Here is a 15,797-nt window from a genome sequence, read left to right as displayed (position 1 = left end):
AGCGCTTAAAGGAGCGCGCGGTAATGCAAGCCGGGAACCATTGCGCCTCAATGGAAAATAATGCGCGGAGAATTCGCGCGCTCCACGCCGAGACCCACGAGAGCGACGCAGCCGTAACCGCCGATATTTTTGCATCCAAAATGGAGCTGTCGGATCGATTGCTCGAAGCAACGCGGATGGTGGAGGCCTCAGTTCAAACCGCGAGGCAGGATCTTGCCGCTGCAGAACGGCAAAATTTTGCCGCCCAGGCCTTGCATGACGGTACTGAGAGATTGTTGAAATCGAAGGTGTCGATCCTTCAAAAAACAGCAAGTCGAAAAGCTGATTCGTCCAGTAACATGCTGTATAATATAGATAATCACAAAAAAAAGGAACGTCGCGATGATCGGTAAAATCATGTCGGAAGCTGCTCATTCCATAATTGGCATGTTTTCTGCAAAGCCATTAGGCATGGAACATAATACATCCAATTCTGATTTTGCATCACTTTTGCGGTCGCCCGAAGAGCAACCGCATGCAGGTGATGCCGTGATGGATATTTCACCGTCAGATTTAAAGAATGTTGATGCTGGCGAAAATGATATGGCGCTGGATCATAATGCAGATGCTTCCGCCGCCGTTTCGATTGCCAACCAAAGCTTTAGCAAGCCGCTTTTCGATCAGCATGTCTCTGCGGAACAGATTGTTCAAGATGCCGCAAGCGCTGAGTCCTCGGAAGATGTCCCGTCGGATATAAAGTTTTCACTCATTTCAAACCGAGATGTCATGATCAGCGGGAACCCTTTGCCTCGCAATAGCGGAGCCACGTTGGAATCTGGCACAGAGAATAATGTATTGGCGGCAAAGCCTGGCCTACCATCAGAGATTCCGGCTCCATCTGCTAATAGCAATCTTGTTGAGTCTTCTCGTTTGAAGGCTGCGCCGACTGCTAGCCTTGCAGATAATGTTGCAGGCCATGCAACCTCAAGCCGGTCGCACACCGAATTGCCACAAGCACATAATGACACCCGCATTAACGCAGTACGGACCGAAGTCGCGCCGGCAGCTGGACGTTCCAACATTGTTGAGGGTGATCTAACCAAGGGGCGGATGGAACCGGACGATGTGAGAGGAAATTCACTGAAATCTGGCGCGAATGGTACGCCGACAGTGAGATTATCCAATAGTGTTGACGGGCGTCCAGCCATGGATCGCTTGAACAATATTCTCGCTCAGCCAGGAACGGTAACGCTCGAAAATATATCTGATTTGGATGCGGCATCAACCGTGCGATTGACAGATATTGTTGAAGATCTCGCAACCACGCATCGTTTGAACAATGATCAACCGCAAGCAAGCAAGGCTAGTTTAGTCGATGGTCCTCAGATCGATTCAGGGCCGGCCTTTAGAGCGGCAACGGCAATTGACGGTGATCAGCCGATCAAGGAAGCGTCAACAACAGCTCCAGGCGCACGCATGCGGCCGGTGGGCATCCAGAACAATCTCGATTTCCCGATCAACGATAATCTGCAACCAAAGCAAGGGGATGAGCTAGTTGAAAAAACCCAAAGCTCTGTCTTGCAACCGCAGAAAAACGAGCAACCCGTCTCATCATCACCGGTTCGTGAAAATGCGATTGGCACCACAATGTTTCCGAGCAGTGATGCGGTGCTTCTGAAACTACAAAATCTACATCGCCAAAGGCTGCACAGCGCTGATGAGCAAGAAGCAACAACAGTCGATACCTCAAAAGTAAGCAGTGTTGAAAATCCACACGCCAAATTCCAAGGCCTGTCAAACCGGCTGGACCTAGGCAGAAAAGAAGGCTCTTCCACAAAGTCCAAGTTGAAGCCCGATGCGCTTAACGATGCGGTTTCTCTCAAGTCAGTAGGCAAGACTGATGAATATCTCCGTCCGTCCATTGAGGCGTTCAAGATGGATGGAGTACTTCCAGTCAAAGCGCCGGAACAATCGGCTGAGCCACAGCCGATCCTGACTGCGATGGCCAATGGAACGGTTCGCGAAACCCCTCAAAGATCCGTCCCCTTCGACATGTCAGCGCCGCAAGTTGCCGCGCGACTTGCAACTGAAATCACAGGCCTTGTGGCTGCCGGGGGTACAAAGAAGTTCGAACTTAATCCCCGCAATTTGGGTCGGATGGAAATCACCTTTGTCACACAGGGTTCGTCAGAAATTGTTGAAATTCAAACGGAACATCGCGGCGCCAAGGAAGTCTTGGTCCAGCACAGTCAGATGCTTCAGGATATTCTAAAATCCCAGGGTCGCGAGGACCTTAGCCTCCGGATTGAGGTGAAGGAAAACAGCTTCTCGACATCAAAAGGCGAGGGCGACGATATGTCACAGCAGGAAAATCGTGACGCGCAAGAGCATCCTCGTCAACCCTCTCAAAGCCCCAGAATGGCGGCATCCTTCGAGAGTGTTCCTGAAAATCATCTAGCATCAGACAACAGCCGATACGCTTAAAAATCAATCCTGCATCCACCAATTTAGCAAGTTCAGAGGTCAAAAATGTCAGACGCGAAAACAAAAGATGAAAAACCAAAGGGCAAGAAAAAGGGTAAGCTTAAAACCATAATCTTGATCGTTGTTTTGGTCTTGGTGCTGGGTGGCGGCGGCGCTGCTGGCGGATTTTTTGCAGCCGGTATGCTCGGCGGAGAAAAGGAAGAGCCAGAAGATCCCAACAAGCCGAAAATCATCCTGAAAGATGGAACAGCCGTCAGTGACAAAGAGGCGAGTAGTTCGATTCCACAGGAATCATCCAGTGATTTCAAGGTGACCTATCACCAGATCGAACAGCCTTTCACATCGAACCTGTCCAATTCAGACAGTTTCGCACAATTGTCTCTCGCGGTTTCGACATATTATGACGAACGCGTCTTTGAAAATGTCACCAATCACGAGATCGCGATTAGATCGGCCGTGCTGATGGAACTGGGACAGCAAGACGCTTTTGAACTGGAGCAGCCGGAAGGCAAGCTCAAGCTCAAGCGGAGATTGCGCGATATCATTAACGACACGCTGAAAGCCAAGACCGGTTTCGGTGGAATTGAAGACGTCTACTTCACCGACCTGGTAGTTCAATAGAGGTTTCGGAGAGAAGCAAGATCATGACCAAATCTAAATCCCCACCTTCGGACGCAGCTACCACCGCGGCGGAAAACGAACCTGCGCCGGCAAGCCATAGCTTGCTGAAAAAAGGGGAGCCGAACGAGATATTGCTGAAGACTTACAAGAAGGTAGAGAAGAAGCTTGCCGGTCTCCTGAAAGTGCATCTTTCCAATATTCTTGATTGCGACATGGGGGTGGAAGTTGGTGACAGCGCCAAGCTGCCTTTCCAGGATTGGCTTTCCAACCAACTAGCCGACTCTGTTTATCTCGAGTTTCAACTGGGTGCTTCGGAGGTCCCGATCATAATTCGGATCGCCCGGACATTCCTGACGGCATCAGTTGATTGTTTTTTTGGCGGCCAATTTGATGGCGAGATGGAAAGCACCGGTGAGCTGAAGAAATCCGAGATTGCGATGATCGAAAGATTGGCAAACTCGATCTCTGTCGTATTGGCCGATGCATGGTCTGTCCTTTTCAAAACGACCGTGCGTTTCAAAGGCTATGTGCATGACAAGGACGAAGTCGAACTGGAAACGGATGATGATGACATGCTCGTCGCTTCCGCATCCATCGAACTTTTCGGTCATACAATCCCAGCGATTGATGTTGTCCAAACGATTGATGGATTGGTCGCGATCGAGCCACAATTAAATCGCCCCAATCAAAAGACGACAAACGAAATTGATCCGATCTGGAAGGCCGACCTCAAGGATTCCGTGGAGCAGGTTTATTTGCCGGTCCGCTCGGTTCTTGGCCGTCCGACTATGCAATTGTCAGAGCTGTCGAGGCTTGCCGTTGGTGATATTTTACCAGTGGCACCGACCGACAATGTCCCTTTGATCGTCGGGGATCGGGTTTTTGCTCATGGCAGCATCGGCGAACAAAATGGCGGTGTCGCCTTCAAAATTACACAATTTTTATAGGACCAGAAGATGAATGATATGACTCATGATAGCGAAATATTGGATGCTGTAGCGCAGGCGGATTCCGACGTGATGCCAGCTCAGGACCACTATAGTTTCCTGTCCGACATCAAGGTTAGATTGTCGGTTGAAGTGGGCAATGTTTCGATGACAATTGCCGAAATAATGGATCTACGCGAAGGCTCTGTTGTCGAGCTGGACAGACAGGTTGACCAGCTGATTGATATCAATGTGAATGGAACATTGGTCGCGCGTGGAGAGGTCGTTCCGGTCAAGAATAAGTTCGGCGTGCGGATTGCGGAAATCGTATCCAACGGCATGACACGGGCGCGTGTCGAAAGGCGCAACTGATGACTTACTACATCATAAAGCTGTTCATCATGGTGCCATTGGTCGGTTTACTGATCTTTGGGTCGCTATGGCTGTATCGCAAATTTCAGCCGCAAATGATGATGCGGCAAAATGCAAACCTCCTCAATGTCGTCGAAACACTTCCAATGGGCGTTCAAAGCAAATTGGCCGTCGTCGACTTTGGCGGTCGTCAGATTCTGTTGGCTGTGACGCGCAGCGGTATCCAAAAAATTGATGTTCACCATGCGGATTAGTTCTAAAATCATCTGGGCGATTGTGCTGTTTTTTGCATCCGCATATGTCGCCGACCCTGCATTTGCTCAGGATACAACACCTGGTGCTTCCGTTGCTCTAGAGCGGGCCCTGGACGACATTTCTGGCGATGGTCAGCCACTGAGTACGACATTGCAGATATTGATCGTCATGGGCCTTATGACGGTGTTGCCATCGATCATTTTGATGATGACCAGTTTTACCCGGATCATCATTGTCTTGTCGATTCTGCGCCACGCTTTGGGTCTGCAGCAAACGCCGCCCAATCAGGTTCTGCTCGGGCTTGCGCTGTTCTTGTCCATGTTTGTGATGGCGCCGCAGATTGAGAGAATCAACGAACAGGCAATAGCGCCTTATTCATCCGATGAAATCGGCCTGACCGAAGCTATCGAGAAATCCGGTACAATCATGCACGATTTCATGGCGAAGCAGACAAGACAAAGCGATTTGAAGCTATTCATGGACTTGTCTGGCCAGGATGGTTTTGAATCTGCCGAAGAAATCCCGTTCTCGATAATGTTGCCGGCATTCGTCACCAGTGAACTCAAGACGGCCTTTCAGATCGGCTTTCTCATCTTTTTACCGTTTCTGATAATCGATCTCGTTGTGGCGGCAGTCTTGATGGCGCTGGGCATGATGATGTTGTCCCCCGTGATTATCTCCATGCCATTCAAATTGCTGTTGTTTGTGATGATTGATGGATGGGCGCTAACCATGGGCTCGCTTGCCGGTTCCTTTGCGACATAGACCATGACGGATAACCCAGATTTCTTTATTGGCATTGCGCAGCAAGCCCTTTGGATCACCGCGCTGGCTGCGGCTCCACTGCTGATACCGGCATTAATAGTTGGACTGTTGCTCGGTATGGTCCAGGCAGCAACGTCGATCAACGAGCAGACTCTGAGTTTCGTTCCAAAGCTTGTCATTGTGGCTGCCGTTGCAGCGGTGTTCGGCGGGTCAATCCTGCTGTTGATCGCTGACTTTACCCGCGAAGTTTACGCACGTATTCCGGACCTCCTGCTGTGATTGCACCAGGATTTGCAGAATTTGAAGGCCAGATGTGGATGTGGCTTATGGCCATGATCCGGCCAAGCGCAGCGATGGTTGTCGCCCCGATTTTTGGCGCTGCCAATATACCGGTTCAAATTCGCATCGTTCTCGCCTTCATGATCGGTATGGTCGCCACAAACAGTGTCAATTTCGACCTGCCAACCGAGACTGCAATTTCCTTGAGCAACAGTTTGTTTGTAATGGGGGAGGTGGTCACTGGCCTCGCAATAGGCTTTGCGCTCCAACTAGGCTATTCCAGTGTGCTGATCGCCGGTGAAACAATCAGCAATGCAATGGGCCTTGGTTTCGCCAGTATGTCTGACCCGCAAACCGGTCAATCGACACCCGTCATTGGTCAGTTTCTAACAATTTTTGCAACTCTGCTTCTGCTCGCAATTGATGGGCATCTGTTGCTGGTTGCAACAATTGTTAAAAGCTATGAGGCGCTTCCTCCTGGCTTTGCAATGATGGACACCGGCATGCTGTATAGCATGGTGCAATTTGGCGGGACGCTATTTTCCATGGGATTGCTTATTGCTCTGCCGGTGGGCGGCGCGCTCATTCTCATCCAGTTGATGATGGGCTTTCTGGCTCGGACGGCCCCTGCGATGAACCTTTTTGCCGTGGGTATTCCGGTGACGATTACCGCCGGTCTGGTAACCTTGGCGGTTACCGCTCCGATTATTGCCGATGCCGTCATGCGGGCATTGGGCATGGGCCTTGATCAAGCGGCGCTTGTCGCTGGAGGTGGATAATGGCGGAACAATCACCTGGTGGCGGAGAAAAGACCGAAGCACCAACCCCGAAGAAACTTTTGGACAGTTCGAAAAAAGGCGATGTTCTCCAATCCCGTGATCTGGGCGGGGCGATGATTATTTTTGTAGGCACCACGGCTTTTCTTATGTTTGGCGGTCTGCTCTACCAGGCTTTGGCTGACATGGTCACCAATGCGCTAATCTTTTATCCGGAAGATATCGAGGCATTTGATGTCGGCGGTCGAAGCGTGACGTTGGTCTCCAGCATAATACCGGAATTCATGACTCTATTTGCACTGTTGATGGTGGCAGCTGTTGCGACGCCGGCTATGCTGGGCTCGCTAGGATTTCGATGGTCGGCGATGAAGCCAAAGCCCTCAAAACTCGATCCGATAAAGGGTTTGCAGAGAATTTTCGGTTCCAATGGAGTCATGGAACTTGGTAAGTCCATGATGAAAGTGATCCTGATCGGGGCGGTTGGCGGATCAATCATATATTTGCACTTTGACGAGATTGCACAGCTTGCTGCGCAAGACCTCAACGAAGCGATCGCGAGCTTCTCGGCTTTGTTTTTGAAGCTGTTGGTCGGCATTTGCGTTAGCATGGTTTTAATTGCCATGATTGATGTTCCGATCCAGCTCTTTCAGCGCGGCAAGCGTCTGAAAATGACGAAGCAGGAAATCAAAGATGAATATAAGGAGGCCGAGGGCTCTCCTGATGTCCGCGCTCTTCAACGTCAGCGACGCAGTGAGATGTTGAGCGATTCAACGCGGAAAGCGGTTTCCGAAGCAACCGTGATCCTGGTCAATCCAACCCACTTTGCCGTAGCGCTGCGATATGATCGAGACCAGGACATGGCTCCTATCGTTCTCGGCAAGGGATGCGATGACATAGCGCTAGCGATGCGGGAGATGGCCAATGAAATTGGCAAGCCCATCATGGAATATCCGGAACTCACAAGGTCGATATACTATACGTCCAACACTGGGGATGTGATCGATGATCGCCTTTATGCTGCGGTTGCCATGATCCTGAGCTTCCTGATCCAACTGGATGCCAAAATGGTCAGCCCAATCCACAAACCCAATATCTCACTACCTGATGACGTGAAATATGGAGCCGATGGTGCCCGAATGGCATAATCTCAAATTAGCCGGAGCCATTAATTTGAAACCCGACGCGCCGTAAAACACCCAAAGGAAGTTCATTATGTTTGGAAATATTGCAAATAGTCTCGGGATCGGCTCAGGACTAAACACGGCGCAGCTGGTCAATGATCTTTTGGCTGCTACCCAAGGAGCCAAACTCGGTCAGCTCAATGAGCGCGAGCAGCTGAACTCTTCTCGGATATCCGCGATGGCGGCCACTGAATCGGCTTTGAGCACGTTTGCGGCGGCGGTGAAAGAGACTTTGAACGGACAGGGATTTGTCGGAGAATTAATCTCTAGTCAGGAAAATCTGGCCACCGCTTCGGTATTGGAAGGTGGACGGCCGGAAGGATTGCCTGCGTCGGTCGAAGTTGTGCAAATTGCGGTCGCTCAGCGAGAAATTTCGGACGTATTTGCAAGCGCTTCCGATCCTGTCGGGGAACGCACGCTCACGATCAACAACAGCGGTGGCAGTTTTGACGTGGTCATTGATAGCGCCAACAATAGCCTGACCGGGATGCGGGATGCTATCAATGCCAGCAATAGCGGCGTCACCGCGATCATCGTGACCGACAATGCGGGAGCCCGTCTGGTCATGGAGGCCCAAGAAGGTGTCGACAATGCCTTTACCCTTACACAAAGCGGTGCTTCGCCGGCCATGAATCTCACGAATATTGATGTTGCTGCAAACAGCATCATCAATGTGGATGGAATTCAGCTGACCAATGGCAGCAACAACGTCACCGGTGCAATTCCCGGCGTGCAAATCTCTTTATTGGCTGCTGAGCCGGGCACGCAGTTCACGATCAATGGTGATTCTGAACCACTTGACGTTAAGGGCTTGGTGACCGAATTTGTGACGGCCTATAATGAACTACGCAGCTCGCTCAACGACGCCACTGCGCCCGGTTTGGCGGGAGGCAATGGCGGACCGCTAGCCGGTGATCGCGGCGCACGCGAGGTCATGCGCAAACTCAGTCAGTTGACCTCGACTCAACTTACTGATGTCGGTGATTTCAAAACGCTTGCCGACATTGGTGTGCGGACCGAAAATGATGGTACACTTAGTGTCGATAACGTTCGCCTGGATGCTGCGATTGCTTTGGACAGCGGCGCGGTCAAACTGATGCTTGAGCCGGCCGTCGCTACTGAAACCCAGATTGGCCTGTCCGGTGCGCTCGATGCAATTTCGACAGCGTTGAACGACGACAGCGGTGCTTTGGCCGTGGCCCAGGATCGTCTGGAAGCGATTAGGGAAACGATCGCGGAATCGCGCGAAAAGATAAATGAAGACGGCGAGAAACTGCGTGAACAACTGGAAACAACCTTCGCCGGACTTGAACGACAGCTTTCGATTCTGCGTTCAACGCAATCCTATGTTGAGCAACAATTCGCTTCTTTTAACGATAACAACTGATCTGGGAAAGTAACAGAATATGACATTTCAGTCTCAAATTCAAAGATCCTCTAGCTATCAATCTGTTGCTAAGGAAAGCCGCGTTTTGGCCGCTGATCCTTATGAGCTGGTTGCTGTGCTGTTTGAAGAACTGCGAGAAACACTCAATATGATGATTGAATGTGCGCGGCGGCAAGACGATGCGCGGCTATTCCAATATCGAGCAAAGTCTCTGGCGATCCTGAATGGCCTGGATGAATCTTTAAACTTTGAGGTCGCGGGAGATCTCGCGCAGACATTGCACATCATATATAATGAAGCTGCAAAACGCATTCAGATTGATAACAAGGAATCCTGTGTTGAACGTGTTGAGTCAGCGCGAGAGATGATTCACGAGATTGAGAAGGCCTGGTCCGCAATCGCTCCGTTCCATTGAGGCCGTTTCTCGGCTTCAGCTTGCAACTTGAAAGTCTCTCGGGCCTTCTACCTGCCAATCGATATTATGCTTCCGCATTTTGTCGATAAGGGTTGTGCGTTTTATATTGATCGAGCGCGCGGCTCTCGAAACAACGCCATGCGAGGCATCCAGAGCCTTCATGATGATACGGCGTTCTTCATGCTGTAGGTGAACATTCAAATCCCGGACATTGTCATTTTGATGCTCGAAATTCGGAATGCCGATCGAATTGTCTGAAACTGAAGATTGATTAGTGTGAACTGCTTCGCTTGTTGCAGTTTCAGTAAAAGTTACATTTTCGCGAGCCGGAGCGATATCAGATTGCACAAGCATGGCGACATCTTTGGCCAAAACCTGTTGGCCAGAAAAGAAAACTGCAGCGCGCTCTACAACATTGCGCAGTTCACGAACATTGCCGGGCCAGTTGTAGCTTTGCATTGCTGCAAACGCTTCGGCGGTAAAAATGGGCAGGGCGTTCCGGCCATCTTGGTTTTTCATAAAGTGCGCAACCAACGCAGGAATATCTTCTGTGCGTTCGTTAAGAGCTGGTACTTCGATCGGAACAACGCAGAGACGGTAATATAGGTCTTCGCGGAATGACTTGCTTTTGATGCACTCGCCAAGATGTTTATGCGTCGCGGCGATGACTCTGACATCAACATTGATATTCTGATTGCCGCCGATCCGATTTACGACCCGCGTTTCCAGTACCCGCAGCAATTTGACCTGCATGTTAATTGGCATGTCGCCGATTTCGTCGAGGAATATCGTGCCGTTGTTCGCTTGCTCAAATAGACCGACATGCTGGTTTACCGCGCCGGTAAAGCTACCCTTTTCGTGACCAAATAGCTCTGATTCAATCAATTGGTCCGGAAGGGCACCGCAGTTGACGGCAATACTCGGTGCATTCGCACGGTCTGAAATAGCGTGGATCGCTTGAGCGACAACTTCTTTGCCGCTCCCCGAAGGACCAGTGATCATGATCGAGCTATTGCAGCGGCCGGCAAATTTAATGATAGTACGCAATTGCTGCATTTTTGGACTGTCGCCGATCAGCATGTCTGTCAGCATCGTCTCAAAATTTGTATCGGTCATATACTTACCCAGATAACAGTCCACACACATCCCCGAATTGCCGGGGAAGGGTGGTTCGAAGATCCCGCAATCTCCGAACCGTCACCTGGTAACGTCTGAAATGGACAAAGATGGTTAAATATGGGTTAATGAAGTGACGTCAGTTTTGCGGCCCAAGGGCTTGTGACCGATTGAGCGGCCTTCTTGCGCAATATTTTGGATTGATGTTGAGACAGGGGCATGGGTATTTATTCGGCTAGGCTTATCAGCAATTGTGGCACTTCCCGATTGATATCCGGGTTTTAGAAGGGGGCGTTCGAGAGAATCGTCTCGATCTTGCTCACACATTCAAGAGAGGCTGATACGAATATCATTCGGTTGTCGTCGGGGTTTGGGGTTTTCTCAAGCAAACCCTGATCAACCATAACATTGATGTATCTCATCGCTGTTGTCATTGGGATGCCGGAGCTATGCGCGATGGCGGATACTGTAACCTGATCGCCCTTGAGGCCGCAAAGATATATATCAAGACACATATTCCAGCATGAATCTGCAAAAAGCCCATTGCCTGTATCAAGCGCCTGGGACTTCAACCGACCCCATTGCAGATATTTTTCGGCGCGCAGGATCAAATCAACAGGGGCCAGGTCGTCACTGAAAAAAATAGTCTCTTCATTGGTTTTGCCGTTCGGAACCGATATCCGCTTCTCTAGATTCTCGAACTTTTCGTTAGCCAGTTTCATGGTCAAACGCAGCTCATCTAGCTCGTTTTTCACGCTATCCATTGTCTCTGCTATGCAATTCTAGAGCCCCCCCTGGTCTTGCTGATTCTTTTCAATATAAAAGCGTATTCATACTTCTCGGTGCGTTTCGCCAATCGTCGTTTCAACGGAATCCTTCGCACAGTGCCGGACCTTGCGATGTAATGCTACTATTTATCGAGATCGTCGACAAACAAATAACAACAAAGCAACAAAAAACGTAATATTTGGTATATCCACTTGGCAAGGCAACGAAGCTCGAGACTTAGGGAAGTGCAGATGCCGCAGTGGATGAAGGGCAATGAATTACCCGCTTTCGGGGCGTTGCCAGCTAACGCAGGCCTGCAACAATATGATCGAGAACCGCTGGATGCAGCGGCACGGTAAACTCGCAACCATAGTCATGATATTGCACCCACCTTATATGGGCTGCCAGCGTTTGTAGTCTTGGTAAAGTAATGAAGACCAGCTTCTCGAAATCGAGGCTGGTGCAGCAATTCATTTTGAAACCGGATACAGAGAGGTCTGATAAAGTGGTGCTAAATCGCTGTGTATCGGATTGCCGGACAAATATTTCAGCGTTTACCAACTTTCGATTGTTGGCCCGCATTTCATCAGCCGCAAGATTATGGCTTCGATCATTTTCGAAGTTAATCCGGGGTGTCATCGTTCCATCCTCAATCCGTTTCTACGTCTTATGAACGGCGAAACGACCGCTCGATTAAATGAAGCGTCGTGGAAATGGGTGACGGATAGCGGGGCGGTGTCCGAGACAGGGGCGGTGGAGGGGCTGAAGCTCAGCAATTGATCATAAAGAGGATCGCCGCTCGATCCGGCAGGACGGACTCTATGCGAGCAGGTCTGGTTTCAGGCGGGCTGCTATTTCAACTTTCTGGGCGAGCAGGCCTTAGGCTTACATCAGATTAACCGTATCTCACTTTGTGTAGGTAAAATAGGGTGTAATAATGCGTAATGAAGAGCGTCTCCAATTTGAAGGGGAAGTTGCTCGGCAATTTGCCTTGGAACGATATGATGTTTTAGACACCGAGGAGGAGTCGTCCTTCGATCATATTACCAAAGCGGTAAAACTGGCTCTTGATGTTCCCATCGCCGCTATTTCAATGGTCGATGGAAACCGGCAATGGTTCAAATCCAAAGTTGGTCTCGATGTATCAGAAACTCCTAGAAGTTCAGCATTCTGCGGTCATACGATCAGTCAGGCTGGAGCAATGGTTGTTGAAGATTCCTCGCAGGACTCCCGTTTCAAGGATAATCCTCTTGTGACCGGAAGCCCTTTCATCAAAAGCTATGTTGGCGTACCTCTGACCACCCCGGATGGTCATAATATCGGAGCGCTTTGCGCGATAGACACTGTTCCGAGAAAGTTCGAACCGACGAAGATAGAGCTTTTGGGACAGCTGGCAGAGCTGGTGATTCATGAACTCGAATTGCGTCAACAGGCGGCAAAGGATCGTTTGACGGGGGCGCTAACCCGCAGCGGTTTCTCTGTTGAAGTGCAGAAAGCAATTTCCCTATTCGACCGGCAAAAGGTCAAGAGCACCCTCATATTGTTTAATGTCGATCTCTATAGAATGGTCAATTCTAGCGCAGGTTCCTCTTCGGGAAACGCGCTTTTGAAGACGATCATCCAATCCTTGGTCAAACGCCTCAGGCCGTCCGATTGCGTTGGTCGGTTGGGCGGGACACAATTTGCTGTCCTTTTAACCGGTGCCACCCAAGCGAAAGCATCATTCGCAACCGAAGAGTTTTTGAAGAGAACGGAGCAAACCAATGCCGGCGTTTTCTTCAACGTGAGCTTTTCCGAAATTTCTCCAGAAATTGGGATTTCCGAAGACTGGCTCCAGCAAGCAAATGATGATCTCAAGGCGGGTCGAAGTTAAATGTCGCCAAAGCCACTTGGCTGCCGATGTTCGCTTGCGAATATTTCCTAGGCATGCCAATTTGTGTGGAGAATAAATTCACGCAAAAGGAACAGATCATGGCGACTGCGATCAAAAACCCAGAATCCGCAATGGGCGTTGGCCCCGGATTCGCGATACCTGATCCCCATGACGTAGATAATCTAAAGGGCAAAGTGTCTGATGTGGAATGGCAGTTGCGCTGCGATCTGGCAGCGACCTATCGGCTTTGCGCCATGCATGCCTGGACGGATCTGGTGTTCACGCATATTTCGGTTCGGCTTCCTGACGAAGACGGCGAAGAGCGGTTTTTGATCAATCCTTACGGTGTTCTGTTTGACGAAATGACCGCCTCGGCATTGGTAAAAATCGATCTGGACGGGAATATCAAGCAGGAGACGCCTTATTTCATCAATCCTGCCGGCTTTACCATCCATAGCGCTTTGCACAGCGCGCGCGAGGATGCGGGATGTGTCATCCATGTTCATACCCCATATGGCATCGCGGTCTCCGTTCAGAAAGCAGGGTTGCGCCGCTACACGCAATTTTCCATGCAGGTCTATGATGACCTCGCCTATCACGACTATGAGGGCATCGCGCTTGACCTGGATGAACGGGAGCGTCTGATCAACGATATTGGAAACAAGAATCTATTGATGTTGCGCAATCATGGCACGCTCACCGTGGGTCAGAATTGCGCGCTTGCCTTCCTGCGCATGTATATTCTCGAAAATGCATGCAAAACGCAGATTTTGGCGCAATCCGTTGGCAATGAAGATAGCCTTCATGAAGAGAATGAAGATATGGGGCATCGCGTCTATGAGCAAGGCGCGGCGGCCTTTCAGAAGGGGTTGGGGGACAATCTTGTCTGGCCAGGTTTGATGCGAAAATTGCAGCGCACCAATCCGGGATTTGATCACTAGAGATCAAATGGTTGGCGGGAGAGAATCTCGACTTTCTTATTCTCGAAGACCGCGGAACCCAATTCCTGTTTCTTGTCCATCAACACGCTGTCACGCTTGCTGACCATCTCGACAAGCGGATCGTGAAAATGCTGGACGGCGGCGGTTAGCCAGTCGTTGACCAGCGGGTCACCAGGAGCGCCGGTCATATCAAATTGCTTCAATTTCGAAGCGATGGCTGCGGCCGGCATCATATATTCGTAAGTTACCCAGTAATTGGTGGTAAACCAGCTAATCGGCATGCCATCTACGCCAAAGCTCAGCGCGCCGAAATGGACGACGCCTTGGGTGTTCTTGCCATTGGGCAGCTTGGCGGGAGGCTGATAATAAGGTTCGACATCATCAAACATGTCGAGCGGCAGAAACATGTGAAAATGGCCATGTTCGCCTTCTTCGCGCTCCTCAGGCTTGTGCGCATGGTAAAACCAGCGCGACTTGTTACCAGGCGCTACGCAATCCCCTTGGGGATAATGTTGATATTGAACGAAAGGGGCGTCTGCCGGTACCACTCTGGGTACTAGCGAGACGCCCTCTTTAGCTATTTGGCCTGTAAGCTCAAATAACCTTTCTAATGCATTTTCCAATGCTGAATAAGCTAAGCTTACTCGGTAACTGCGTCTGCAGCTGCACAAGCAGCATCGCCAGCTGCACAAGCAGCAGCACATGCAGCGCCTTCAGCAGCACATGCAGCGCCTTCAGCGGCACAAGCAGCGGCATCGCCAGCAGCACAAGCAGCATCGCCAGCTGCACAAGCAGCGCCTTCAGCAGCACATTCAGCTACTGCAGCAGCGTCTTCAGCCTGTTCTGCACATGCAGAAAGAGCAGGAACAGCAAGTACAAGGCCGCCGGCTACAGCGAGCATTTTGCGGAAGTTTGTTTCGGTAGTCATTTAAAATATCCCCTTTGGATGAACTAGACTTGCCCCTTTATCTTTAAAGATATCAGCATGGCAAGCCTATTTCGTAAATATTGTGTTAAATTGGTCGATTGCACACGTTTGTCCATTCGCGGGACATTCAAATCATCGGTCAGCATAAATTGCAAAAATTTGGATGGCTTTTGCACAGGAACGACCGTTTTTAGTGTTCTATGCCGCGATTCTTACCCCATTGCCTGGCCACCGTATAGCCAAGATAGCCTGTACCAAAAAGAGCATAAAGTGGTTCGGGTATGCCCGAGAGATAAGCGTTCATACCGGCAGCGATATCTTTTGCCGTTTCAGGACGAAAAGCGGCGATCAAGCCCATTGGAATTGCCCATAATAGCAGGAGATACATGACATAAAGAAAACTGGGCCGCGCTCGGCTTGTCCATGGATCACGGGATTGCGCTTCTGCCAAAATAGCTGACATTTGAACGCGAACCTCATCCAACTCCTTGCTTCCTTGCATTTTGAGAAGCTCTAGCTTGGCCCGATCGCGGGCTTCTTTATCTGGAATAATCTTATCTATGATGCTGGATACGGGGCCGATTAGGGTTGAGATTATGGACATGGAGAAAATTCCTCTCGTGGATGTTCGGATTACGAAACTTGATAAACTAAAAACCCAGCCCAGATTCTGGGGTCCGGGAGCTTAGAAGAGCGCGATGAGTCCTTCTGTTCGTTACAAACTTTACAGG

20 protein-coding genes are annotated in these 15,797 nt (G+C 50.2%); 14 read left to right on the top strand and 6 right to left on the bottom strand.

Translation table 11 applies throughout. The features are described 5' to 3' along the window. The first annotated feature begins 50 nt into the window (after positions 1-50). The 12 genes from ABJV08_RS07445 to ABJV08_RS07390 all read left to right on the top strand — a co-directional run bounded on the left by ABJV08_RS07445 (position 51) and on the right by ABJV08_RS07390 (position 9,440). On the top strand, positions 51-392 hold the full coding sequence (locus ABJV08_RS07445; protein WP_348040561.1) for a hypothetical protein: 342 nt from the start codon (positions 51-53) through the stop codon (positions 390-392). A 58-nt stretch (positions 393-450) separates the two neighbouring features. Further along, complete coding sequence (locus ABJV08_RS07440) at positions 451-2,463, top strand: flagellar hook-length control protein FliK (protein ID WP_348040559.1); 2,013 nt, start codon at positions 451-453, stop codon at positions 2,461-2,463. Between the two features lie 45 nt (positions 2,464-2,508). Next, positions 2,509-3,084 carry a flagellar basal body-associated FliL family protein gene (locus tag ABJV08_RS07435; protein WP_348040557.1) on the top strand — a complete coding sequence of 192 codons (576 nt, stop codon included), beginning with the start codon at positions 2,509-2,511 and terminating at the stop codon, positions 3,082-3,084. 23 nt (positions 3,085-3,107) lie between these two features. After that, positions 3,108-4,031 (top strand): FliM/FliN family flagellar motor switch protein, encoded by a 924-nt coding sequence (locus ABJV08_RS07430; RefSeq protein ID WP_348040555.1) that lies wholly within the window; start codon positions 3,108-3,110, stop codon positions 4,029-4,031. 9 nt (positions 4,032-4,040) lie between these two features. Continuing rightward, positions 4,041-4,382, top strand: coding sequence for a flagellar motor switch protein FliN (gene fliN / locus ABJV08_RS07425; protein WP_348040553.1), 342 nt, complete (start codon positions 4,041-4,043; stop codon positions 4,380-4,382). Continuing rightward, positions 4,382-4,636, top strand: coding sequence for a flagellar biosynthetic protein FliO (locus ABJV08_RS07420; protein WP_348040551.1), 255 nt, complete (start codon positions 4,382-4,384; stop codon positions 4,634-4,636). Before fliN ends, ABJV08_RS07420 begins: the two co-directional genes overlap by 1 nt. Next, positions 4,626-5,402 (top strand): flagellar type III secretion system pore protein FliP, encoded by a 777-nt coding sequence (gene fliP, locus ABJV08_RS07415; RefSeq protein ID WP_348040549.1) that lies wholly within the window; start codon positions 4,626-4,628, stop codon positions 5,400-5,402. The genes ABJV08_RS07420 and fliP overlap by 11 nt, the downstream gene beginning before the upstream one ends. A gap of 3 nt (positions 5,403-5,405) precedes the next feature. Further along, complete coding sequence (locus ABJV08_RS07410; protein ID WP_348040547.1) at positions 5,406-5,681, top strand: flagellar biosynthetic protein FliQ; 276 nt, start codon at positions 5,406-5,408, stop codon at positions 5,679-5,681. Continuing rightward, the gene (gene fliR / locus ABJV08_RS07405) at positions 5,678-6,460 is read left to right on the top strand and encodes a flagellar biosynthetic protein FliR (protein ID WP_348040545.1); all 783 of its coding nucleotides are present in this window, start codon (positions 5,678-5,680) and stop codon (positions 6,458-6,460) included. Before ABJV08_RS07410 ends, fliR begins: the two co-directional genes overlap by 4 nt. Then, positions 6,460-7,602: a flagellar type III secretion system protein FlhB gene (locus ABJV08_RS07400; RefSeq protein ID WP_348040543.1), complete on the top strand. Its 1,143-nt coding sequence runs from the start codon at positions 6,460-6,462 to the stop codon at positions 7,600-7,602. The genes fliR and ABJV08_RS07400 overlap by 1 nt, the downstream gene beginning before the upstream one ends. Before the next feature lie 67 nt (positions 7,603-7,669). Then, positions 7,670-9,025: a flagellar filament capping protein FliD gene (gene fliD / locus ABJV08_RS07395; protein ID WP_348040541.1), complete on the top strand. Its 1,356-nt coding sequence runs from the start codon at positions 7,670-7,672 to the stop codon at positions 9,023-9,025. A 19-nt stretch (positions 9,026-9,044) separates the two neighbouring features. Continuing rightward, the gene (locus ABJV08_RS07390; protein ID WP_348040539.1) at positions 9,045-9,440 is read left to right on the top strand and encodes a flagellar export chaperone FliS; all 396 of its coding nucleotides are present in this window, start codon (positions 9,045-9,047) and stop codon (positions 9,438-9,440) included. A 15-nt stretch (positions 9,441-9,455) separates the two neighbouring features. On the opposite strand, the gene ABJV08_RS07385 is transcribed toward ABJV08_RS07390, so the two are convergent. The 3 genes from ABJV08_RS07385 to ABJV08_RS07375 form a co-directional block, all read right to left on the bottom strand. Next, entirely contained in the window at positions 9,456-10,556 is a 1,101-nt protein-coding gene (locus tag ABJV08_RS07385; protein WP_348040537.1) for a sigma-54 dependent transcriptional regulator, read from the bottom strand. Between the two features lie 281 nt (positions 10,557-10,837). After that, positions 10,838-11,320, bottom strand: coding sequence for a helix-turn-helix domain-containing protein (locus ABJV08_RS07380; RefSeq protein WP_348040535.1), 483 nt, complete (start codon positions 11,318-11,320; stop codon positions 10,838-10,840). Between the two features lie 307 nt (positions 11,321-11,627). Beyond that, the gene (locus tag ABJV08_RS07375) at positions 11,628-11,963 is read right to left on the bottom strand and encodes a PilZ domain-containing protein (RefSeq protein ID WP_348040533.1); all 336 of its coding nucleotides are present in this window, start codon (positions 11,961-11,963) and stop codon (positions 11,628-11,630) included. Positions 11,964-12,261: 298 nt separating this feature from the next. Here ABJV08_RS07375 and ABJV08_RS07370 point away from each other — a divergent pair, with 298 nt between their 5' ends. Together ABJV08_RS07370 and ABJV08_RS07365 are read left to right on the top strand one after the other, a co-directional pair. Beyond that, positions 12,262-13,197 carry a diguanylate cyclase gene (locus ABJV08_RS07370; protein WP_348040531.1) on the top strand — a complete coding sequence of 312 codons (936 nt, stop codon included), beginning with the start codon at positions 12,262-12,264 and terminating at the stop codon, positions 13,195-13,197. A gap of 98 nt (positions 13,198-13,295) precedes the next feature. After that, entirely contained in the window at positions 13,296-14,138 is an 843-nt protein-coding gene (locus ABJV08_RS07365; RefSeq protein ID WP_348040529.1) for a class II aldolase/adducin family protein, read from the top strand. Here ABJV08_RS07365 and ABJV08_RS07360 read toward each other — a convergent pair. From ABJV08_RS07360 to ABJV08_RS07350, 3 genes are all read right to left on the bottom strand, one after another. Beyond that, on the bottom strand, positions 14,135-14,686 hold the full coding sequence (locus ABJV08_RS07360) for a hypothetical protein (protein WP_348040527.1): 552 nt from the start codon (positions 14,684-14,686) through the stop codon (positions 14,135-14,137). The two genes, ABJV08_RS07365 and ABJV08_RS07360, sit on opposite strands and share 4 nt — an antisense overlap. A gap of 92 nt (positions 14,687-14,778) precedes the next feature. After that, positions 14,779-15,066 carry a hypothetical protein gene (locus ABJV08_RS07355; protein ID WP_348040525.1) on the bottom strand — a complete coding sequence of 96 codons (288 nt, stop codon included), beginning with the start codon at positions 15,064-15,066 and terminating at the stop codon, positions 14,779-14,781. A gap of 190 nt (positions 15,067-15,256) precedes the next feature. Beyond that, the gene (locus ABJV08_RS07350) at positions 15,257-15,670 is read right to left on the bottom strand and encodes a holin family protein (RefSeq protein ID WP_348040523.1); all 414 of its coding nucleotides are present in this window, start codon (positions 15,668-15,670) and stop codon (positions 15,257-15,259) included. Positions 15,671-15,797: the final 127 nt, after the last annotated feature.

It is taken from the genome of Parasphingorhabdus sp. (assembly GCF_039982395.1).
Classification (GTDB): domain Bacteria; phylum Pseudomonadota; class Alphaproteobacteria; order Sphingomonadales; family Sphingomonadaceae; genus Parasphingorhabdus.
The sequence above is the reverse complement of the archived record's forward strand: the minus strand, read 5'-3'. Positions and strand labels throughout refer to the sequence as shown.